This is a genomic window from Microbacterium sp. cf332 (assembly GCF_900102175.1).
Classification (GTDB): Bacteria; Actinomycetota; Actinomycetes; order Actinomycetales; family Microbacteriaceae; genus Microbacterium.
Genome location: NZ_FNKN01000001.1, coordinates 192,014 through 213,866 on the forward strand (window position 1 = coordinate 192,014; position 21,853 = coordinate 213,866).

The following is a 21,853-nucleotide window of genomic DNA, read 5'->3' on the forward strand; positions in this document are numbered from 1 at the left end:
CGCACCCTCGCCGCGGGCGTGTGAGAGCTCAGCGCCGCGTGTACTGGACGACGAGCGGGCGGTGGTCGCTACCCGAGTCGTCGAGCGACGAGATGACGACGGAGCCGGTGGCCCGCCAGGCATCCGTCGCCATGATGTGGTCGATGGGCGCGCCGAGCGGGGCCGGCAGGTCGGTGGGCCAGGTGCCGATCCCGCCGTTACCGGTCGAGCGCGCGGCGTCGTGGCAGCGTCCCACGTCGGCGTCGTCGATACCCAGCCGTGCCATGTGGTCGAGGGTCGCGTTGAAGTCGCCGGCCATGATGACGTCGTCGGTCGCGCACTGGTCGGCGAGCCACTGCAGATCGCTGCGCCAACTCGACATCTCTTCGGGACGAGGCGCGACGGCGTGCACCGCGATCACGACCGGACCGTCGCCGTCGACCGGCATCGCCACAGCGCTCGGCACGATCGTGGTGTTGCTGGTGCCGGCGGCTTCCGACTCGATCACCGCATAGTCGCCGAGCTCGGGCGAGATCAGCAATGCCGTCGAGTTCGCGGCCCAGCTGTCGGGGCCGTCGTAACTGTCGACGTGGGCCCACATCGGGCGGCCGCGCTCGCCCATGGCGACGGCGACCGCGCGTCCGGTGTCCATCGTCGTCTCGGGGAGGGCGACGATGTCGGCCTGCATGGCGACCGCGGTCTCCGCGATCGTCTCGGCATCGGTCGCGGCGCCGGCGGTGTTCCAGGTCATGACCCGGATGCTGTCCGCCGTCTTCTCGGGGAGCGTCTCGGCGCCGAGACCCCGCACCGCCAGCGTCGCGGCACCGCCGACGGCGGCGACGAGCGAGACGACGACGATCCACAGGCAGAAGGCGCGGATGCGGCGCCCGAGCGAGAGCAGCAGGAAGAAGGCGGCGATGGCGACGAAGGCCCCGATCAGCAGCGGTCGCAGCGCGACGATCTGCGCGAAGGGGAACTCGCGCTCGACCCGCAGGACACTCGGCCAGGTCGCTGTGACGGCGACCGCGGCGAACAGTGCCACCACGAGGGCCCCGAACACGCGCTTCACGCCTCGACTCTAGGAGACGGAGCCTGGACGATCGCCGGGCACGGCTACGCTGTGGAGGATGGGAACGGCAGAGCGCGAGCGGGGCTTCCACGGCCCCAGCGACCTGCACATGCACTCCCTCCGCTCCGACGGCACCGAGCCGCCGGCCGGTGTCGTCCAGGCGGCGCATCGCGCAGGGCTGCGGACGATGGCGCTGACCGACCACGACACGACGGCGGGCTGGGCGGAGGCGGCCGAGGCCACGGCCTCGCTCGGCATGACCCTCCTCCCCGGCATGGAGCTGAGTGCGCGCCACGAGTGGCGCACGGTGCACCTGCTCGCCTACCTCTTCGACCCGGACCATCCGCGGCTGCGCGCCGAGACCGAGCGCATCCGCGAGGACCGGGTGGGGCGCGCCGAGCGCATCGTCCGCAGCATCGCCCGCTCGCACGATCTCACGTGGGACGACGTCGTGGCGCAGACGGGCGCGGGTGCCACCGTGGGAAGACCGCACATCGCCGACGCCCTCGTCGCGCGGGGCCTCGCGGTCGATCGGGCCGCCGCCTTCGCCGGCATCCTGCACCCGAGCCAGGGGCACTTCACACCGCATTACGCGCCCGATCCGGGCACGGCGGTCGAACTCGTCGTCGCGGCCGGGGGAGTCCCGATCCTCGCACACCCGTCACCCAGCGGCCGCGAGCGCATGATGCCGCCCGCGGTGCTCCGCGAGCTCGTCGGCCGCGGCCTCGCGGGATTCGAGATCGAGCATCGCGAGAACACGCTGGACGGCAAGCGTGCCCTGCGTGCGCTCGCGACCGAGCTCGATCTCATCGTCACCGGCTCGAGCGACTATCACGGACTCGGCAAGCCGAACGTGCCGGGTGAGAACACCACGTCGGACGGCATGGTCGCCCGCATCATCGCCCGCGCGAACGGAACGGCGCCCGTCTACGCGTAGACGGGCGCCGTGATCGTTCTCAGCCTGCGGCGGGAGCTGCGCCCCCGGCCGCACCGGCTCCCGATCCGCCGCGGCGCCGACGACGCCGACGCGGCGAGGTCTTGCCGTCCCGGTGCTCGGCGCCGCCTCCGTCGTGCGTGCCGGTACCGGCGTCCGCTTGCGTCGTGTCGGCGGCGGTTCTCGTGGTGGCGGTGTCGACGGGCGCGGTGGAGTCATCGCCTGCACCGCGCGAACGGCGGCGACGGGGGCGCTTGGCTCCGGCCTCACCCGACTCGGGCGCGACCGTCTTGACTGTCTGCGTGGTGGGCAGCTTGCGCAGCCGTCCCTTGGTTCCCGCGGGGATGTCGAGGTCTTCGAAGAGGTGCGGGCTCGACGAGTAGGTCTCGACCGGCTCGGGCTGCCCGAACTCGAGCGCCCGATTGATGAGCGCCCACTTGTGCAGGTCCTCCCAGTCGACGAAGGTCACGGCGACACCGGTGTTGCCGGCTCGTCCGGTCCGACCCGCGCGGTGCAGGTAGGTCTTCTCGTCGTCGGGGATGGTGTGGTTGATGACGTGCGTGACGTCGTTGACGTCGATACCGCGGGCGGCAACGTCGGTGGCGATCAGCACGTCCTTCTTGCCCGCCTTGAACGCGGCCATCGAGCGCTCGCGCGCCTCCTGGCTCATGTCTCCGTGCACGGCGGCGGCGTTGAAGCCGCGGTCGCCCAGCTCGTCGACGAGCTTCTGGGCGGCCCGCTTCGTCCGCGTGAAGATGACGGCCTTCTCGCGCCCCTCCGCCTGCAGGATGCGGGCGATGACCTCGTCCTTGTCGAGCGAGTGCGCGCGGTAGACGAGGTGCTTGATGTTCGCCTGCGTGAGTCCCTCGTCGGGGTCGTTGGCGCGCATGTGGATGGGGTTCGACATGAAGCGACGCGCGAGGGCGACGATCGGGCCGGGCATGGTCGCCGAGAACAGCTGCGTGTGACGGACCGCGGGCACCTTCGAGAAGATCTTCTCGATGTCGGCGAGGAAGCCGAGGTCGAGCATCTTGTCGGCCTCGTCGAGCACGACCTCGGTCGCGTTCGACAGGTCGAGGAGTCGCTGGCCCGCGAGGTCGATGAGACGACCCGGGGTGCCGACGACGATCTGGGCGCCCGCCTTGAGCTGGTCGATCTGTCCTTCGTAGGCCTTGCCGCCGTAGATCGCCACGACGCTCGTCGAACGGTTGCGGGTCAGCATGTCCATGTCCTCGTAGACCTGTACCGCGAGCTCACGGGTCGGGACGACGATGAGGGCCTTCACACCCGGTGCGGGGTCGAGCCCGAGCCGCTGGACGACGGGGATGCCGAACCCGAAGGTCTTGCCGGTGCCCGTCTTGGCCTGGCCGATGATGTCCTGCCCGGGCAGGCCGAGCGGGATCGTCTGCTCCTGGATGGGGAACGCGTCGACGATCCCCTTCTCGGCGAGGGCGTCGACGATGTCCTGGTCGACGCCGAGATCAGCGAATGTGGTCATAGGTGACGTGCCTGTCTGGCGGTGAGAAGCCGCCGGGATGGGAGTCCACGCCCTTCACTCAGCCACAGGCGCGGGGCCCCGGTCCGATGCCGGGGCGCATCCAGCCTACCGCGACCCTAGGCTGGAGCCGTGGTGAGCTGGTTCTTCAAGCGCAAGCGTCCCGTCGGCCGCACCCTCCGGCTGCGTTCGCGGGGCGACTACGGCGACGTCCGTCGCGTCGACTTCGAGGAGCTCGCTCCCGACGTCGACACCTTCCTGGGCCAGGCGGCGTACCTCCAGCTCGGGTATTTCGAGACCTTGAGCGACCTGATCGCCTCGACTCCCGAGCTGTCGCAGAAGGAGTCGCTCTCGCTCGCCGCGGGCACGGCGCTGCTGAAGCATCGCGAGCTGGTCGGCGTCATCCGCGACCGCGGCGCCGACCCGCTCGAGCTCATGCTGCCGTTCCGTGAGCCGCTCGACGCTTTCCGGCGTGCGACGCACGGAGCGCGGCCGCTCGAGACCATGCTCTCCGTCCACCTGACCGCCGGCATGCTGGACGACTTCTACATCGCCCTGTCGGCGAGCTACGGCGACACGGGCCGCCAGGTCGCCGTCATCCTGCGGGCGCACGACGACCGGAGCGCGCTGGTGCGCATCATCACCGATGCCATCGTCGCCGACCAGCAGTGGCGGGGCCTGCTCTCGTTGTGGGGCCGACGACTGGTCGGCGACACGCTGCTGATCGCGCGCGCCGCACTGCGGTCGACGTCGTTGCAGCCCGCGGACGAGAAACGCGTCGAACCCACCTACTCGGAGGTGATCGCGGCGCATTCGAGACGCATGGCTGCGATGGGGCTCGAGGCCTGACGAGCGCCCAGGGGAGACCCGGACTCGATCAGCCGATGCGCAACCGGCGCCGTTCGGCCGCGTCGGTGCGTGCCCGTGATCGCGTGAGCGCGAACAGCACGGCGGGAACGACGACGACCGGTGCCAGCAGCGACACGGCCCAGATGGCGGGGTGGTCGAAAGCGAGTCCCGCCCAGGTGAGCGCGGTCCAGGAGAGGCCGCCGGCGGCCGCGCCCAGGAGCGGCGCGAGCGCGGAGCCGCGCGCATCGCGCCCCGGCATCACGAACTCGGCCGCCAGGCCGATCGCCGCACCGATGATGAGGGCGAGGACGACCTGCACGGTCAGGCGACGAAGCCCACGCGGCGGGTCTGGTCGGTGCCGACCTCGACGAACGCGATGCCCGCGGTCGGCACGATGTACGAGCTGCCCTTCGCGTCGGTGAGTTCGACGAACGGGGCGCCGGAGGCGAGGGCCTCGGAGACGGTCGCGCGGACGGTGTCCGCCGAGTCGTTGGATTCGAGGCTGAGCTCGCGGCCGGTGTTCGCGATGCCGATACGGATCTCCACGGATTCCTCCTCTTCGCACCCGTGCCTCGGGCGCTCTTCGACTCTACGACACGTGTCGCACGGGGATGCCGGCGGTGTCACGCCGTGGGCGAACGCGTGTCGGTGCGGCCGGTTAGCGTGGAGACATGGGTCCCCTCTCCGCCGGCGCCGAGCCCGATGTCGCGCAGGCGCGGGTGCTCGCGCTGCCCGCAACGGCGAACGCGGTCGTGGTCGGTGCTCCCGGCACAGGCAAGTCGCGAACCATCGTCGAACGCGTGCGCCGGCTGGTGGCGGACGGCGCCGACCCCGACGGTGTCGTCGTGCTCACCGCGACGCGTCAGGCGGCCACGCGGCTCCGCGACGATCTCGGTGTGGCCGTCGGTGTCGCGACCGCGGGGCCGCTGGCGCGCTCGGCGACGGCGTTCGCGTTCCAGATCGTCCGCGCCGCGGCGGTACGCCGCGGCGCCGAGCCCCCGCGGCTGCTGACCGGCGCCGACGAGGACGCGATCGTCCGAGACCTCCTCGACGGCGACGCCGAGGACGAGGCCGCCGGCGTGGCGCGCTGGCCCGCAGACCTGCCCGCGCACGTCCGGGGGTCGCGTGCGTTCCGCGCGGAGCTGCGCGCCTTCATCGCCGAATGCACCGCCGCGGGCATCGATCACCGCGCGCTGGCCGACCGCGCGCAGCGGGAGCGGCGGCCCGCTTGGCTGGCGGCGGCTTCCTTCATGTCGGAGTACTTCGGGGTGCGCGACGCCATGCGCGGACCGCACCGCGACGCCGCGGGGCTGATCCGCGAGGCAGGTGAGATCGTGGCCCGACACGGGCTGCCGGGTCTCCGGCACGTGCTGGTCGACGACGCTCAGGAGCTGACGAGCGGAGGCGTCGACCTGCTCGAGGCATGCCGCTCGCGCGGCGTCGCCGTTCTCGCGTTCGGCGATCCCGACGTGGGGTCCGGCGCGTTCCGCGGTGCGACGCCGGAGAACTTCGCCCGGCTCGCCGGCGCCGGCGACGTCCTGGTGCTCGACACCGTCCATCGCGCCGAGGGACGTCACGCCCCACTGGTCTCGACGGTCACGGCGCGCATCGGCGCCGTGGGTCTCGTCGCGCACCGTCGAGCGGTCGACCCGGATGCGCCGGCGGTCGGCGTGCGCGCGCTGACGCTGCGCTCCCGGTCGGAGGAGTTCGACGCGGTCGCGCGCCTGCTGCGGGAGCGACACGTGCACCACGGCGTGCCCTGGGAGGAATGCGCGGTCATCGCGCACGACAGTCGGCAGGTGACGGCGCTGGAAGCCGAGTTGGCCGCGCGTGACGTGCCGACCGCGTCGTCCGGCACCGGCACTGCCCTGGGCGACTCGCCGGTGGTACGCGATCTGCTGCGGCTCGTCGACCTCGCGGCACGTCCGGGCGATACCTGGACCCGCGATGAGGTGGTCGCGGCGTTGACGGGTGCGGGGCTCGACGCCGTCGACCAGCGCCGACTGCGCGCAGCCCTGCGTCACTCGTTCCCGTCGACGGACGGCGACCCGGTGTCGGCATGGGAGCTGGTGCGGTCCGCCATGCTGCACCCTGCGGAGCTGGCGCTGCTCGATCTGCGCGAGGCGCGCCGTGCGGCCCGCGTAGCCGAGACGCTCCGCCGCGTGCACGAGCTCATCGCCGACGAGGCGACGGCTCACGAGTTGCTGTGGGCGGCCTGGGAGGGTTCGGGACGCGAGCGCGGAATGCGCGAGGCGTCGCGGGGACACGGACCGCTCGCCGCGCAGGCCGATCGCGACCTCGACGCCGTGGTCGCGCTCTTCCAGGCGGCCAAGCGACACGGTGAGCGCGAGGACGGGACGACGCCGATCGTCTTCCTCCGCGGCATCCTGGATGCAGACGTGGGTGACGACCGCTTCGTCCCGCCGCCCGTCAGCGGCGCGGTCCGCGTCCTGACGCCCGCCGCCGCGCTCGGTACCGAATTCGACACGGTGGTCGTCGCGGGAGTGCAGGAGGGCATCTGGCCGAACCTCCGCGTCCGGGGCAGCCTGCTCGACACCTGGCGGCTCCCGTTCGACGATCCTGCGGTTGCCGATGCGCTCGACCGCCGCCGCGGCGTGCTGCACGACGAGCTCCGGCTGTTCGCCCGGGCGCTCTCTCGCGCACAGGATCTCGTCGTCGTCACCGCGGTGGACGACGACGACACCGGCCCGAGCCCGTTCTTCGAGCTGCTGCCCGACGCCGAGGGCGCCCCGCCCGAGGCAGCCCATCCGTTGACGCTCCGCGGCCTGGTAGCCCGCCACCGCCGTATGCTCACCGAATCGCATTCCCCCCATCCGGAGCGCGAGCGGGCGGCCGGTCAGCTCGCGCTGCTGGCCGCGGCCGGCGTCTCGGGCGCCTCCCCGGACGAGTGGTACGGGGTGCGTCCGCCCACGACCACGGCGCCCTTGCGCGACCGTGAAGGCGAGACCATCCGGGTGTCGCCCTCACGCCTCGAGACACTCGAGGAGTGTCAGCTGAACTGGGTCATCGCCGACCTCGGGGGCGATGCCGCCCGTGCGACCGCAGGAATCGGCACGATCGTCCACAGCGCGCTCGAGGTGGCCTCGCCCGACGAGGAGTCCCTCTGGCAGGCGGTGTCCTCCCGATGGAGCGAGCTGGAGTTCGAGTCGGCATGGCGGGAACGGGCGGAGCGCACGCGCGCACGTGACCTCGTGCGCCGACTGGCCCGCTACCTGCGCGACTTCGAGCGCGACGGCGGTCGCCTGTTGAGCGCCGAGCCGAGGTTCGAGGTCGAGCTCGCCCACGACGACGGTGACGGGCGCATCGTGCTCAGCGGTGCCGTCGACCGCGTCGAGCAGCGCGGTGACGGCAGCGTCGTCATCGTCGACCTCAAGACCGGCAAGCGCGAGCCGCAGACCGACCGCGCCGTCACGCATCACGCTCAGCTCGCGGCGTATCAGCTCGCGCACGAGCGCGGTGCGATACCGGCGGCGGCCGGGCTGCCCTCGGGCGGTGCGATGCTGCTGGTGCTCCGGCCGAGCGCCGCCTCGAAGGACTACGCGACGCCGCGCCAACCGCCATTCGGGGCCGATGAGCGCGCAGCGTTCCTCGACAGGCTCGACGGTGCCGCGCGGGTCATGAGCGGCGTGCGGTTCGAGGCCCCCTTCGAAGAGCACTGTCGCGACGACCACTCGTTCGGCCTCTGCCGTATCCACACCATCGCGGCGGTGAGCGCCACGTGATCGTCTCACCCGGAGCACTGGCAGCAGCTCTCGGACAGTTCCCGCCGACACCGGAGCAGAGCGCCGTCATTGCCGCGCCGCTCGCGCCCGCGCTCGTGGTGGCGGGGGCCGGCAGCGGCAAGACCGAGACGATGGCCGGCCGGGTCGTCTGGCTCGTCGCGAACCGCCTCGTCCCGCGGTCGGGCGTGCTCGGCCTCACGTTCACCCGGAAGGCGGCGGGCGAGCTCGGCGAGCGCATCCGCCGACGGCTCGACCGTCTCGCGGAGTTCGAGGACGCCGGTCTCGTGCCGTACCTCGACGACCTGCATCGGCGGGGCGCACTCGACGTCTTCGGCGAGCTCGAGCGCGCCGGCGACCCGCGCGGCGCGGGTCGGCACGCGGCGCAGCGGCGGCTCGCCGACGACACCGGTGCGCAGACTCTCGGTGCAGTCGTCGACTCGCTTCTCGAGCGACCGACCGTGTCGACCTACAACAGCTTCGCCGACGGAATCGTCCGCGAGAACGCCGTCCGGATCGGCCGCGACCCGGAGGCCGCCGTCCTCAGCGAGTCCGCGGCGTGGCTCCTGATGCGCCGCGTCGTCCTCGACTCCGACGACGAACGGCTCGAGACCCGCGAGAACGCCCTGCGCAGCATCATCGACGGAGCGCTCCGGATCGCGCGCGACGGCGTCGACAATCTCGTCGACTTCGCAGAGCTCGCCCGTTTCGGCGACGCGTTCCAGGACGTGCTCGAGCGTCCTTCGACGCGCAGCGGTACGACCGTGTACGCGGATGTCGCACGCGCGGCCGACCAGGTGTCGGGCCTGCCGCTCCTCGCGGATCTCGCGCTGGAGTATCAGCGGCGCAAACTGCGATCGGGCGTCATCGACTTCTCGGACCAGGTGGCGGGCGCACTGGCGGTCGTCCGAGCCCACCCGGGCGTCGCCGCGGATCTGCGCGAACGGTATCCCGTCGTCCTCCTCGACGAATACCAGGACACCTCCGTCGTACAGACCGAACTGCTGAGCGCCGTGTTCGCGGGGGCGTCGGTCATGGCCGTCGGCGACCCGCATCAGTCGATCTACGGGTGGCGCGGAGCCAGCGCCGGCAATCTGGGCGACTTCGCCGCCGCGTTCTCGCCGGCCGAGACGGCCGGTCGCTTCTCACTGGCGACGAGCTGGCGCAACAGCGAGCGGATCCTCGACGCCGCCAACGCCGTGCTCGCCCCGCTCGCGGAGAGGTCTCCGGTGCCCGTCGACCGACTCCGGCCGCGCCCGTCGGCCCCGGCGGGCGATGTCGAGCTGCTCTTCGAGCCCGACCTCGACACCGAGACCGATCGGGTCGCAGCCTGGTTCGAGCGCGTGCGCGGTGAGCGCGCCCAGCGCGGAGCGCCGACCAGCGCGGCCATCCTGCTGCGCAGTAAGAAGCACATGGTCCGGTACGCCGACGCGTTGGCGCGCCGCGGCATCCCGCATCGCATCCTCGGTCTGGGCGGGCTTCTCAGCACCCCCGAGGTCGTCGACGTCGTCTCGGCGTTGCGTGTCATCAGTGACCCCACGGCGGGTTCGGCGCTACTGCGCCTGCTGGGCGGACCGCGATGGTCGATCGGCTTGCGCGACCTCCGTTCCCTGGCCGACCTCGGACGGAGGCTGGCGCGCTCCGACGCGGCACTTCAGCCGCTTCCGACCGGGGCAGGCACCGACGACGACGCCTCTATCGTGGACGCGCTCGACTTCTTCGTGCGGGTGGGACCGGACCACGGCTGGCTCACCGCGTTCACCGACGACGGCCGCGTGCGCCTTCGTGAGGCGGCGGCGACCTTCGCCGCTCTGCGCCGGGCGTCGTCGATGCCGATCCCCGAACTGGTGCGACTGATCGAGGCCGAGCTCCGACTCGACATCGAGCTGGCGGCGAATGAGAGCAGGGGATCGGCGCGCGTCGCGTCCGATCAGCTGCGCGCGTTCGTCGACGAACTCCAGGGCTTCCTCGCGACCGACGAGGCGGGCTCGTTGCCGAGCCTGCTCGCGTGGCTCGACCATGCGGAGCGGCAGGACGAGTTCGCACCCCGCACCGAGCCCCCGGAGGAGGACGTCGTCCAGATCCTGACGATCCACGGCTCGAAGGGGCTGGAGTGGGACGCGGTCGCCGTCGGGCGAGTGGTGGCCGACGAGCTGCCGGCTCGCGCCCGCGACAAGCAGGGCTGGCTGGGGTTCGGGGTGCTGCCCTACGGCTTCCGCGGCGACGCGCGGTGGCTGCCGCGACTGACGTGGGAGGCACACGCGGCTCCCACCCAGCAGGATCTCAAGGCCGCGCTCGCCCGGTTCGCGGACGAGAACGCCGACCGGCAGCGTGAGGAGGAGCGGCGCCTCGCCTATGTCGCGGTAACCCGGGCGCGGGATGCCCTCCTCCTCAGCGGATCGTTCTGGTCGGGCACGCGAAACCCACGGGGGCCGAGTCCGTTCCTGCGCGAGATCGCCGACGGGCTCGCCTGCGAGCTGGTCGACGCAGAGCCGGGGGAGAACCCGTACCTCGACCGGCGGCAGGTGCTCGAGTGGCCGCTCGACCCGCTCGGTGAACGCCGCACGCGCGTCGAGTCCGCTGCCCGAGCCGTCCGCGCCGTCGCGGCGGCAGGGCGCGACGTCGAGCCCGAGCGCGACCTCGCCCTGCTGCTCGCCGAGCGCGACGAGCGCGCCGCGGGATCGCGACGCGTCGCGCCGACGCGCATCCCGGCGTCGCGCTTCAAAGACTTCGCGGCCGACTACGACGCCGCGGTGGAGGCCACCCTGCGCCCGCTGCCCGAGCGCCCCTACCGGGAGACGCGACTGGGTACGCGGTTCCACGCGTGGGTCGAGCAGCGTTCCGGCGTGGCCGCGCGGGGCGCGCAGCCCGATGCGGCCCTCTGGGAGGTCGATGACGACTCCGCCGACGCCTCCGCCCCGGGCGGCCGGGTGGTGGACGGTGACGACCTCGCCCGTCTCCAGGAGGTCTTCCTCCGATCGGAGTGGGCGACGCTGCAGCCGATCGAGGTCGAGACCGAGATCGATTTCACCGACGACCGGATGCTGGACGACGGCCGCCCGCACGTCATCATCTGCAAGCTCGACGCGGTGTACCGTCGCGCCGACCGCGGCGGACGCATCGAGATCGTCGATTGGAAGACCGGCCGGCCGCCGCGTACGGCACCCGAGCGCGCTGAACGCATGCTCCAGTTGGAACTGTATCGCCGGGCATACTCCGTGCGGCACGGCATAGACGAGTCGGAGATCGACGTCGCCCTCTTCTACGTGGCCGACGACCTCGTCATCCGCGGTTGAGGACGCGGGTCACTCGGCGCCCGACCACCGCCGCAGGGCGTTGCGCGCAGCTTCGGCGTGCTCCTCGTCGCCCGCTCCGTCGTCCCCGGCGTCGCGCTGATCCCCGGACGCGGCCTCGTTGCGGAGCATGGGCATCGAGCCGGTGTCCGACCGTCGGTCGCTCGACGCTCCGTCGGGGGTCCAGTCCGACAGGTCGATCGGAACGGTCTCGATGTCGGCCTGCTCGGCGGTGTCGCGGTCAGCCAGGTATGCGGCCAGCAGGGCGGGATCGTAGGTATCGGTCTGCATCGAGGTATCGCCCGCGGCGACCGCGGCGGGCGTGCGACCCAGCAGCTCGAGCGCGTCGTCGACGGTCGTGTAATCGTCGGGGAGCAGCGGTTCGTCGCGCACGCCGTCGTCGAGAGCGGTCAGCAGCGCCACGGCATCCTCGACGACGCGGGCAGCGCCGGTCTCGTGGCCGTGGGCGAGCCAGCGGGCGAACTCGAGCTCCGCGTAGAGGCGCGAACGGGCCGCGAGCGCGGCATCCGGTGTGTGGTGCGCCGTCTTCGCGTACGCTTCGAGCACATCGTCACGGGCGTCGGGCGCCGACGCGAGCCAGCGGAGGTCCTCCGCCGGGTCGCCGACACCCAGGCCGTGCCAGGCGAGCAGGCCGGTGACGGTCGGCCCGGCCGCCGTGTCGCTCAGCACGAAGCGTCCGGGATCCACACCGCCGAGCGTGACCGTCGCCTCGAAGCGCCAGAGCCTGTCCGCGCCGAGCGCCGTGCTCCAGCGACGGAGGAGACCGAAGGGCAGCGCCCCGGTCGCCTCGGCGCGATCCAGCAGACGCTCCGCGTCGTGGCGCACCTCGGCGCTCGTGCGCGTGCGCAGCCCCGCGTCGCGCGCGACGGCGTGCGGGAGCGCGTGGACCTTGGCGATCGCCGATCCGAGCGACCATGCGGCCCCCCGACCGGCGGGGATGTGGCCCGCCTCGACCCGGTATCCGGCGACGTACTCCTGGACCACGGCGGTGAAGCCGTCCATCCGTGCGGTGCCCAGCACGGTGGGCGCGTCGAACGGCAGGAGGCGACGGACGCCCGGCGTGAGCGCGCGCAGCGCGCGCGTGTCGGCGACGAGCTCGAGATCGGCGTCGGTGTCGACCGGAACGCGCACGACGACGCGGCGACCGTCCTCGAGAGTGACCAGCGCGCTGTCGTAACGGCCGTCGGTCCGCTCGGTCAGCTCGGCTGCGCCCACGACGGCGGCACCGGGGAGAGCCGAACTGACGGACGCGGCTAGAGTGAAGGGAGAGCGAGCCATGCCATCAGGGTAGGTCGGGCGGCCGCGCAGGCCGACGCGCCACGCCCGCGAGAGGGGTCCCCGAGATGCGAATGCAGCCGCCGGCGCTGGCCCGGTCCGTCTTCGAGCCGTCACCGGCCGAACGTGCCGACGACACCCTCATCGAGCGGCTCCGCGCCGAGTCGACCACGCGCGTCCTGCAGGTGCGCGGCGACCGCGCCCGCGTCCGCGGCGACCGCCTCGTCTGGGCCGCGGCCGCGGACGTCGTCGAGCAGGCGCCGTCGGCGGAGTGGGCGTTCCTCGGACGCGCCTCCGACGGGTCCGCGAGACTCGTCGCGGCGAGCCCGGCTGCGACGGCCGACGCCGGAACCGACCGAGACGACGAGGCGACATGGTCGTCGTTGCGGACGTCGGGCGGCGATCTGGTCGACGAGGATGCCGGCGCCTTCGTCACCGCCGTCGCCCTCGGCCGCTGGTTCGCGGACTTCGGGTTCTGTCCCCGGTGCGGATCACCGGCGCGGCTGCGCTCAGCCGGATGGTCGCGGCAGTGCACGGGATGCGGGCGCGAGCAGTTCCCTCGGACCGACCCCGCGGTCATCGTGGCGGTGCGCGACACGCGCGACGAGCGGCTGCTGCTCGGTCAGAACGCGTCATGGGCGGCTGACGGCCGTTTCTCGACGTTCGCCGGTTTCGTCGAGGCCGGCGAGTCCCTCGAGACCGCCATCCGTCGCGAGGTCGAGGAGGAGGCGGGAGTCGTGGTCGACGATCTCGAGTACCGCGGCTCGCAGGCGTGGCCCTATCCCCGATCGCTCATGCTCGGCTTCCATGCCGTCGCCGCCGATCAGCCGCAGGCGCGGCCGGACGGCGAGGAGATCGTCGCGGTCCGGTGGTTCGACCGCGACGAGATCCGCAGCGCCCTTGCGGGAGAGGGTCCTGTCGCGCTCCCCGGCAGCGCCTCGATCGCGCGACGCCTCATCGCAGACTGGTGCGGGGCGACGGCGTGACCGACCCGCTGGCCGGCCTCGACGACCAGCAGCGCGAGGCGGCCTCCGCGCTGCGCGGTCCCGTCTGCGTGCTCGCGGGTGCCGGGTCGGGCAAGACCCGGGTCATCACGCACCGCATCGCACACGGCGTCGACACCGGCGCGTACTCACCGGGCCGCGTCATGGCGGTCACCTTCACCGCGAAGGCCGCGGGCGAGATGCGCGGACGCCTCCGCGCGCTCGGAGTGGGCGGAGTCGCAGCTCGGACCTTCCACGCTGCGGCGCTCGCGCAGCTCAACTACTTCTGGCCGCAGCTCGCGGGCGACGCCGCGCCCACGATCCTCGGCAGCAAGGTCCGGCTGCTGGTGCAGGCGGCCGATTCGATCGGCCTCGACCCCGATCCGGCCGTGCTCCGCGACGTCGCCACGCGCATCGAGTGGCGCAAGATCACCCTGCGTTCCATCGAGCGGTACGCGCTGGACCGGCCCGAGCCGGTGGGATCGCTTTCGCTCGACGCCGTCGTCGCGCTGCAGCGTGCATACGAGAAGCTGAAGGACGAGCGACGTCAGCTCGACTTCGAGGACGTCCTGCTCGCGTGCGCGGGGATGCTCGAGGCCGAGCCGCGCGTGGCGGCCGAGGTGCGCGAGCAGTACCGGCACTTCACGGTCGACGAGTTCCAGGACGTCTCGCCGATCCAGCACCGGCTCCTCGAGCTGTGGCTCGGAGATCGACGCGATCTCTGCGTCGTCGGTGACGCGAGCCAGACGATCTACTCGTTCGCGGGAGCAGACCCCGCGTACCTCCTCGACTTCGGCGTGCGGCACCCCGATGCACGTATCCTTCGCCTCGAGCGCAACTACCGTTCCGAGGCGAACGTCGTCGCGGTCGCCAACGCGCTCATGCGGGGGAGACCGGGCGCGCTCGAACTCGTCGCGCAGCGCGCCACGCCCGATGTCGACCGACCCACCGTGCGCGAGTTCGCCGACGACGCGGCCGAGGCCGACGGTGTGGCCGCGGCGGTGGCCGACCAGCTCGCGCAGGGCGCCGATCCGCGCGACGTCGCGGTGCTCTACCGCGCCAACTCCCAGTCCGCGTCGCTGCTGGCAGCGCTGGCCCGGCGTGGCATCGCCGCGGCCGTGCTCGGCGGTGCGCGGTTCTTCGACATCCCCGAGGTGCGGCAGGCGGTCATGGCGCTGCGGGGCGCCTCCGTCGCGCCGAGTTCGGGAGACCTCATCGCCGATGTCCGCTCCATCCTGAGCTCGCTGGGTCTGACCGACGAGCCCCCCGCGGCCGGCGGACCCCTGCGGGACGCCTGGGAGGCGCGCGCGGCGTTGCTGCGACTGGCCGAGGAGGCCCCGACGGGCACCACGATGCGGGCGTTCACCGACGACCTGCAGATGCGAGCGAAGGATCAGCACGAGGTCGCCACTCGCACGGTGACGCTCTCCACGCTGCACGCGGCGAAGGGTCTCGAGTGGCCGCACGTGCATCTCGTCGGCCTCGCCGAAGGGCTGCTGCCGATCGCGTATGCCACGACATTCGAGCAGATCGACGAGGAGCGGCGCCTCGCCTACGTCGGCGTCACGCGGGCCGCGCGATCGCTGAACATCTCGTGGGCGCGAGGGGCGGGGCGGTATGAGCGGCAGGTCTCGCGCTTCGTCCGGGAGATCGGCACCAGCACCCTGGATGCGGTTCGTGCTCGTACCACGTCGGCTCGCCGTCCCGAGCGGGCAGGGTCACCGACCTCGTCCGCTCGGCCAGCGGGGCGCTGACGAGCCGCATCGCCGTCGCGCACGCCTCGGTGACGAGGCGGGGTTCGGTCGGGGGTGCGGCTCGGGCGACGAGTTGAGCCGCGAGGGTCGGCCACGCCGGGTCGCGCTCGCGGCGATACTCGTGCAGGCAGGCGAGGCAGCCGGTGAGTCCGGGGACGACGAGAGGCCCCACCGACACGCGGTCGCCGCCGAGCTCGAGGCGCAGGTGCGGAACGTCGTCCGCGACGAGCGTCGCCGCTCGGCGCGGCTCGACGAGCCGCGATCCGACGAGGACCACGACCCTCTCCGCGGGCGCATCGCCGTCCGGAGCGAGGCAGGCCCCCGCGACCGTGAACGCGGAGCGCACTCTCGCCCGGTCGGCGGCGCAGATCTCGTCTCCGAAGGCCAGGAGCAGCGGCCGAGCCTCGTCGTGGCTCGGCGCGAGGATCGGACGCAATGCTTCGAGCAGCACGCCGGCCGCATCGGAGGGCGCGCCCGCATTCCGGGCGATCGTGTCGAACACCCCGTCGGGGATCCCGGTGGCCAGTGCCTCGACGACCCGCTCGTGCCACGGCTCGACGGGTTCGAGCACGATCGCCGGCTCCTCGCCGAACTGCAGCGCCGAGGGTGAGCGCCAGAGGGGCAGAGCGGATGCGGCGAGGCGGAGCATGCCCCGATTCTGCGGCCGCCGCCGACGGCGTCGGCGCGCTGTCCACAGGGCTGCGGTCGGCGATCATCCGACCGCAGGCTGGGGAGATGCCGTGCGCGACGCGAGCGGACGAAGCGGTGGGTCAGACGGGCGCAGGCCCGGCGGGACCCTCGTCGGGGCGGTCCGAGCCGTCGCCGCGTGGTTCGTCGCCGGCATCGCCGGCCTCGTCGACCGCCGCCGAAGCGAGCAGCGCGTCGAGCGCGTCGTCCATCTCGTCGCGCTCCGGCGCTTCCCCGCGGGCGCGGGCCTGCAGGCGCGCGATGAGCGACGACGGGTCGTCGACATCGGCGGGCGAGGGCATGAGGTCGGGGTAGTCCCACAGGCCGTCTCGGGCCTCGCGGCCGACGGCGTCCGTGATCGCACGCCACATGGCGGCCGCCTCGCGCAGCCGCCGGGGACGCAGCTCGAGCCCGACCAACGAGGCCATGGCCTGCTCGGCCGGGCCGCCCACGGCACGCCGGCGGCGGACGGCCTCGGCGATGCGGTCGGCAGCCGGCAGACGGGTCGTGGCGTCGGCCGAGACGACGTCGACCCATCCCTCGATCGTCGCCAGGAGGTGCTCGAGACGCGTCAGCGCCGCGGACTGGGCCTCGGAGCGCTGGGGGAGGAGCACCCCGCTCTCGAGGGCCTGCCGCAGCTCGTCGGGCTGCGAGGGATCGAAGCGCGAGGCGAGCTCCTCGAGGGCGTCGGTGTCGACGTGGATGCCCCGCGCGAAGTCGGTGACCTGCGAGATCACGTGCAGGCGAAGCCACCGGGCGTGCCGGAACAGCCGGGCGTGAGCGAGCTCACGCGTCGCGAGCGCGAGGGCGAGCTGCTCGTCGTCGATCCCGAGGTCGCGGCCGAAATCGGCGAAGTTCTGGGGGAGGATCGCGGCCTCGCCGTCGGGCATGACCGGGATGCCGACGTCGCCGCCCGAGACGACCTCGAGGGAGAGCTTGCCCATGACGGCGCCGAGCTGCGCGGCGAACAGCGAACCGCCGACCGTACGCATCAGCCGACCGGCGCCGGCGATCATGCTCTGCATGTCCTCAGGCGCCTGGGACTCGAGGGCCGCCGTGAGCGCATCGGCCACCGACGTCGCGACCGGCTCGGCGAGCTCCTGCCAGACGGGCAGGGTCGCTTCGACCCAGGCCCCGCGGGTCAGGGCACGCGGCGGGGCGGCCAGATCCGAGATCGTCGTGGCCTCGCTCAGCCACAGCGTGGCGAGCGCGAAGGCGTCGGAGAAGTCCTGGCGATCACCGGCGCTGATCCCGTGCCCGTCCTTGTTCGCGAGGTGCAGGGCCTGGGTCCGCGTCGCGCTCCAGTCGATCGCGCCGTCGCCGCCCGCGGCGAAGGCACCCTGGAGGTGCTGCATCATCTGCTGGAGCATCGCGGGGTCGACGCCCATCGCGGACAGGCGCTCGAGCTGCTCGGGCCCGAGCGTGCCGCCCTGGCCCAGCAGGCTGCGCAGCAGCTCCTGGAACTCTTCTTCGGGAGAGCGGTCGTCATCAGCCATGTCAGGCGCCTTTCAGCAGGGCGGTCAGCTCGCGTTCTACGCTAGCCGCACGACCTCGTCGCACGGCTCGAACGGCCCTCGTTCGCTTTCGCCGGTCGCGAACGACCGGGACCAGAAAGCAGCACGTGTCACTTTTCGACGAGAACGCCCCCGTCCCCGCGCCCCGGCGCCGCCGGCCCAGCCGCGCGTTTATCGCGGGTCTGTGGGCGGTGTCGTTCTCGCTGGTCGCCCTGCTCGTGCTGACGATCGTGCCCACGTCGTTCGTCATCCAACGCCCCGGTCCCGTCTACGACACCCTCGGCTCCGTTGCGTCGGGCGACGGCGAGGAACGCCCCCTCATCAGCGTCTCCGGGGCCGAGACCTTCCCGACGTCCGGGACGCTGGACCTGCTGACGGTCGAGGTGCTCGGCAACCGCGAGCGGACGCCGTCGTGGCTCGAGCTCGCCGGCGCCTGGTTCGACCCCGCGCGCGCCGTCGTGCCGATCGACGACATCTTCCCCGAGGGGGTCACGACCGAGCAGCGCAACGACGAGAACGCGGCCCTCATGGTCGACTCGCAGAAAGAGGCGACGGCGGCGGCACTGACCGAGCTCGGGTACGACGTCACCTCGCTCGTGCGTGTCTTCACGCTGGCGGACTCGTCGCCGGCGGAAGGCCTCCTCGAGCCCGACGACGTCATCCGGTCGGTGGACGGCACCGCGGTGGCGACGACGACCGCGCTGCGGGACGCGATCAACGCCGCGGGCGGGAGCGCGGTCGCTCTCGATGTGGAGCGCGATGGCGAGACTCGCACCGTCGAGGTCACACCGACGCAGGCGACGGTCGACGGCGAGACGCGCTGGGTGATCGGCGTCACCATCGCGCAGGACTTCGACTTCCCGATCGACGTGACCCTGCAGCTCGACAATGTCGGCGGACCGAGCGCCGGGATGATGTTCGCGCTCGGCATCATCGATACGCTCACGCCCGGTGAGCTGACCGGCGGCGAGCGCTTCGCAGGCACCGGCACGATCGATGCCGGCGGCACCGTCGGACCGATCGGCGGGATCCGGCAGAAGCTCTACGGCGCGAAGGATGCCGGTGCGGAGTGGTTCCTCGCTCCCGAGCGCAACTGCAACGAGGTCGTGGGGCACGTCCCCGACGGCCTGCGGGTGTTCTCGGTCGCGGATCTCGACGACGCGCTCGCGGTCGTCGACGCCGTCAGCACGGGCGGCGACCTCGACGCGCTGCCGACCTGCACCACGGGGTGAGCACGGCTTCCCCCCAGCGGGCGACGCCTAGGATGGAGGGGTGACCACGACCTCAGCGCCGAACCCGGCCACACCCAGCAAATCCCGCCGCGCCGTCGGCATCACCCTCGCCGTCATCGCGGCCGTGGTGGTGGCCTTCTTCATCTTCGCGAGCCTCTACGCGGATTGGCTGTGGTTCCGCCAACTCGGCTTCGACGGCGTCCTGGTGACGCAGTGGTCGGCGCGCGCGATCATGTTCGTCGTCGGCTTCGTCGCGATGGCCGTGCCCGTCTGGCTGTCGATCCAGCTCGCCTACCGGCTGCGGCCCGTGTACGCCCGGCTGAGCTCGCAGCTCGACCGGTACCAGGAGGTCGTCGAGCCGTTGCGCCGGCTCGGCATGTGGGGCATCCCGACGTTCTTCGGGTTCTTCGCCGGCTTCGCCGCATCCGCCCAGTGGGAGACCGTCGCGCTGTGGATCAACGGCGTGACGACCGGGACGACCGATCCGCAGTTCGGCCTCGACACCGGGTTCTACCTCTTCACCCTGCCCTTCATCTCGGCCGCCGTCGGCTTCGTCTCGGCCATCGTCATCGTCTGCCTGCTCGTGACCGCCCTCGTGTCGTACCTCTACGGCTCGGTGCGCGTCGGTCAGCGCGAGCTGCGCATCTCGAAGTCGGCCCGCATCCAGCTGGCGGTGCTCGCGGGCGTCTACCTGCTCGTCCAGGGCGTCAGCATCTGGATCGACCGCTACCGCACGCTGGTCACGCCGAACGACCGCATCACCGGCGCCGGGTACGTCGACGTCAACGCGGTCATCCCGGGGCAGACGATCCTGGCGATCGCCGCGGCGATCGTCGCCGTGCTGTTCTTCGTCACCGCGATCATCGGGCGCTGGCGCTTCCCCCTCATCGGAACGGGACTCCTCGTCGTCACCTCGCTCGTCGTGGGCGTCGCCTACCCGTGGTTCGTCAACAACGTGCAGGTGCGCCCGAACCAGCTGACGCTCGAGTCGCAGTACTACGAGCGCAACATCGAGGGAACCAAGCTCGCCTACGGCATCGACGGTCTCGAGAAGACGGACTTCCAGGCCGTGACCGACGTCGAGCCGGGCCAGCTGCGCGCCGACGCCGACACGACGGCGTCCATCCGCATCATGGACCCCGCCATCATCGGTCCGACCGTGCGTCAGATCGAGCAGTACCGCTCGTACTACCAGTTCGCCGAGCCCCTCGACGTCGACCGTTACCAGATCGACGGCCAGTCGCAGGACACGGTGGTGTCGGTGCGTGAGCTCAACGTCAACCAGCTCGGCGATGCCGCATCGTGGTACAACACGACGCTCGTCTACACGCACGGCTACGGCATGGTCGCGGCCAAGGGCAACGAGCGCACCGCCGACGGGAACCCGGTGTTCGTCGAGCGCGGCATCCCCGCCGCGGGCGAGCTCACGCTCGACCAGGAGTATGAGCCGCGGGTGTACTTCGGCGAGTTCTCGCCCACCTACTCGATCGTCGGCGCCCCCGAGGGATCCTCGCCCATCGAGCTCGACTACCCGCGTGGCCAGGAGGGCGAGAGCCAGACGAAGACCACCTTCGACGGCGACGGCGGGCCGTCGATCGGCGACGTGTTCCACCGGCTGATCTACTCGCTGAAGTTCCAATCGACCGACATCCTGTTCTCCGACGCGATCAACGAGAACTCGCAGATCCTCTACGACCGCGATCCCGCCACACGCGTGCAGAAGGTGGCTCCCTACCTCGAGCTCGACAACGACCCATACCCCTCGGTCGTCGACGGCCGCATCGTCTGGATCGTCGATGGGTACACGCTCAGCGCGAACTACCCGTACTCGTCGATCGTCAGCCTGAGCGACGCCATCTCCGACTCGTCGAACCCGCAGCCGCGCGTCGCCCTCGACAACATCAACTACATCCGCAACTCGGTCAAGGCGACGGTGGACGCGTACTCGGGCGAGGTCACCCTCTACGCCTGGGACGCGGACGAGCCCCTGCTGCAGGCGTGGCAGAAGATCTACCCGAACACGCTCAAGCCGATCAGCGAGATGAGCGGCGATCTCATGAGCCACGTCCGCTACCCGACCGACATGTTCAAGGTGCAGCGCGCCATGCTCGGCACCTACCACGTCGACACCGCGCAGTCGTTCTACTCGCGCGACAACGCGTGGAAGACGCCGAACGACCCCCAGCAGGACACCCAGCTGCAGCCGCCGTACTACCTGACGATGAAGATGCCCGGGCAGGATGCTCCGTCGTACTCGATGTTCTCGTCGTTCATCCCCGGCGGTCAGGACACGCGGAACGTGCTGATGGGCTATCTGTCGGTCGACTCCGACGCGGGTGCCGAGGCGGGGACGGTCAGCGAGGCGTACGGCAAGCTGCGCATGCTCGAGATCAACGCCGAGACGCCGGTCGCCGGCCCGGGCCAGGTGCAGAACACCTTCGACGCCGACCCCGAGGTCTCGTCGTTCTCGAACATCCTGCAGCAGGGCCAGTCCGAGGTGATCAACGGAAACCTGCTGACCCTTCCGGTCGGCGGCGGTCTGCTGTACGTGCAACCCGTGTTCGTCCAGTCCTCGGGCGCCACGAAGCTGCCGACCCTCCAGAAGGTGCTCGTCGGATTCGGTGACGAGGTCGCGTTCGAGAACACCCTGCAGGAGGCGCTCGACGTCCTCTTCGGCGGCGACTCGGGTGCCAGCACCGGAGACACGGACGTCGTGCCCGACCCCGTCCCGGGTGACGACGCGACCCCGACCCCGACCCCGACTCCCACCGAGTCCGGCGACGGCGGAACCGCCACCCCCGGAACGCCGAGCCTCGACTACCAGGCCGCACTCGACCAGGCCCGCGATGCTCTCGCCGAGCGCAACGCGGCGATGCAGAGCGCGGACTGGGCGGCTTACGGTGAGGCGGACGCGAAGCTGACGGCTGCGATCGCCCGGCTGCTGGAGCTCGGCGACCAGGGCTGAGCCCGTCCCGCGAGAAAGGCCCCGACTCCAGGAGTCGGGGCCTTTCCGCTGTGCGCCGCGGAC

At 71.9% G+C, this 21,853-nt stretch carries 14 protein-coding genes; 8 read left to right on the plus strand and 6 right to left on the minus strand.

The annotated features are described in order from the left end of the window. Window positions 1-28: 28 nt before the first annotated feature. A complete protein-coding gene (locus tag BLT21_RS00845) occupies window positions 29-1,048 on the minus strand; it encodes an endonuclease/exonuclease/phosphatase family protein (protein ID WP_091497628.1) in 1,020 nt (339 codons plus the stop codon). A gap of 58 nt (window positions 1,049-1,106) precedes the next feature. Between BLT21_RS00845 and BLT21_RS00850 the strand changes: the two genes are divergently transcribed. Next, complete coding sequence (locus tag BLT21_RS00850; protein ID WP_091497630.1) at window positions 1,107-1,985, plus strand: PHP domain-containing protein; 879 nt, start codon at window positions 1,107-1,109, stop codon at window positions 1,983-1,985. 19 nt (window positions 1,986-2,004) lie between these two features. Here BLT21_RS00850 and BLT21_RS00855 read toward each other — a convergent pair whose 3' ends face one another. After that, window positions 2,005-3,480 (minus strand): DEAD/DEAH box helicase, encoded by a 1,476-nt coding sequence (locus BLT21_RS00855; RefSeq protein WP_091497634.1) that lies wholly within the window; start codon window positions 3,478-3,480, stop codon window positions 2,005-2,007. Between the two features lie 129 nt (window positions 3,481-3,609). Here BLT21_RS00855 and BLT21_RS00860 point away from each other — a divergent pair, with 129 nt between their 5' ends. Continuing rightward, window positions 3,610-4,326 carry a ferritin-like fold-containing protein gene (locus tag BLT21_RS00860; RefSeq protein ID WP_091497638.1) on the plus strand — a complete coding sequence of 239 codons (717 nt, stop codon included), beginning with the start codon at window positions 3,610-3,612 and terminating at the stop codon, window positions 4,324-4,326. A gap of 28 nt (window positions 4,327-4,354) precedes the next feature. Here BLT21_RS00860 and BLT21_RS00865 read toward each other — a convergent pair whose 3' ends face one another. After that, on the minus strand, window positions 4,355-4,645 hold the full coding sequence (locus BLT21_RS00865) for a hypothetical protein (RefSeq protein ID WP_091497643.1): 291 nt from the start codon (window positions 4,643-4,645) through the stop codon (window positions 4,355-4,357). Window positions 4,646-4,647: 2 nt separating this feature from the next. Then, a complete protein-coding gene (locus BLT21_RS00870) occupies window positions 4,648-4,872 on the minus strand; it encodes a DUF3107 domain-containing protein (RefSeq protein WP_091497646.1) in 225 nt (74 codons plus the stop codon). Window positions 4,873-4,997: 125 nt separating this feature from the next. On the opposite strand from BLT21_RS00870, the gene BLT21_RS00875 reads away from it, so the two are divergent. Beyond that, window positions 4,998-8,069: an ATP-dependent DNA helicase gene (locus tag BLT21_RS00875; protein WP_091497651.1), complete on the plus strand. Its 3,072-nt coding sequence runs from the start codon at window positions 4,998-5,000 to the stop codon at window positions 8,067-8,069. Next, entirely contained in the window at window positions 8,066-11,362 is a 3,297-nt protein-coding gene (locus BLT21_RS00880; RefSeq protein WP_091497656.1) for an ATP-dependent DNA helicase, read from the plus strand. Before BLT21_RS00875 ends, BLT21_RS00880 begins: the two co-directional genes overlap by 4 nt. A gap of 9 nt (window positions 11,363-11,371) precedes the next feature. Here BLT21_RS00880 and BLT21_RS00885 read toward each other — a convergent pair whose 3' ends face one another. Beyond that, window positions 11,372-12,658: a protein kinase family protein gene (locus tag BLT21_RS00885; RefSeq protein WP_091497660.1), complete on the minus strand. Its 1,287-nt coding sequence runs from the start codon at window positions 12,656-12,658 to the stop codon at window positions 11,372-11,374. Window positions 12,659-12,723: 65 nt separating this feature from the next. On the opposite strand from BLT21_RS00885, the gene nudC reads away from it, so the two are divergent. After that, window positions 12,724-13,641, plus strand: coding sequence for an NAD(+) diphosphatase (nudC, locus tag BLT21_RS00890; RefSeq protein ID WP_091497664.1), 918 nt, complete (start codon window positions 12,724-12,726; stop codon window positions 13,639-13,641). Then, complete coding sequence (locus BLT21_RS00895; RefSeq protein WP_091500626.1) at window positions 13,638-15,392, plus strand: ATP-dependent helicase; 1,755 nt, start codon at window positions 13,638-13,640, stop codon at window positions 15,390-15,392. The genes nudC and BLT21_RS00895 overlap by 4 nt, the downstream gene beginning before the upstream one ends. Window positions 15,393-16,162: 770 nt before the next feature. Here BLT21_RS00895 and BLT21_RS00905 read toward each other — a convergent pair. Further along, window positions 16,163-17,575 carry a zinc-dependent metalloprotease gene (locus BLT21_RS00905; protein ID WP_091497672.1) on the minus strand — a complete coding sequence of 471 codons (1,413 nt, stop codon included), beginning with the start codon at window positions 17,573-17,575 and terminating at the stop codon, window positions 16,163-16,165. A 125-nt stretch (window positions 17,576-17,700) separates the two neighbouring features. Here BLT21_RS00905 and BLT21_RS00910 point away from each other — a divergent pair, with 125 nt between their 5' ends. After that, the gene (locus BLT21_RS00910; protein WP_091497675.1) at window positions 17,701-18,825 is read left to right on the plus strand and encodes a YlbL family protein; all 1,125 of its coding nucleotides are present in this window, start codon (window positions 17,701-17,703) and stop codon (window positions 18,823-18,825) included. 40 nt (window positions 18,826-18,865) lie between these two features. Then, on the plus strand, window positions 18,866-21,790 hold the full coding sequence (locus tag BLT21_RS00915) for a UPF0182 family membrane protein (protein WP_091497678.1): 2,925 nt from the start codon (window positions 18,866-18,868) through the stop codon (window positions 21,788-21,790). Window positions 21,791-21,853: the final 63 nt, after the last annotated feature.

Excerpts from the sequence above, each read along its gene's own strand:
- BLT21_RS00875 (WP_091497651.1), top strand. The coding sequence starts at position 4,998 with ATGGGTCCCCTCTCCGCCGGCGCCGAGCCCGATGTCGCGCAGGCGCGG.
- BLT21_RS00905 (WP_091497672.1), bottom strand. The coding sequence starts at position 17,575 with ATGGCTGATGACGACCGCTCTCCCGAAGAAGAGTTCCAGGAGCTGCTG.
- BLT21_RS00855 (WP_091497634.1), bottom strand. The coding sequence starts at position 3,480 with ATGACCACATTCGCTGATCTCGGCGTCGACCAGGACATCGTCGACGCC.
- BLT21_RS00885 (WP_091497660.1), bottom strand. The coding sequence starts at position 12,658 with ATGGCTCGCTCTCCCTTCACTCTAGCCGCGTCCGTCAGTTCGGCTCTC.
- nudC (WP_091497664.1), top strand. The coding sequence starts at position 12,724 with ATGCGAATGCAGCCGCCGGCGCTGGCCCGGTCCGTCTTCGAGCCGTCA.
- BLT21_RS00850 (WP_091497630.1), top strand. The coding sequence starts at position 1,107 with ATGGGAACGGCAGAGCGCGAGCGGGGCTTCCACGGCCCCAGCGACCTG.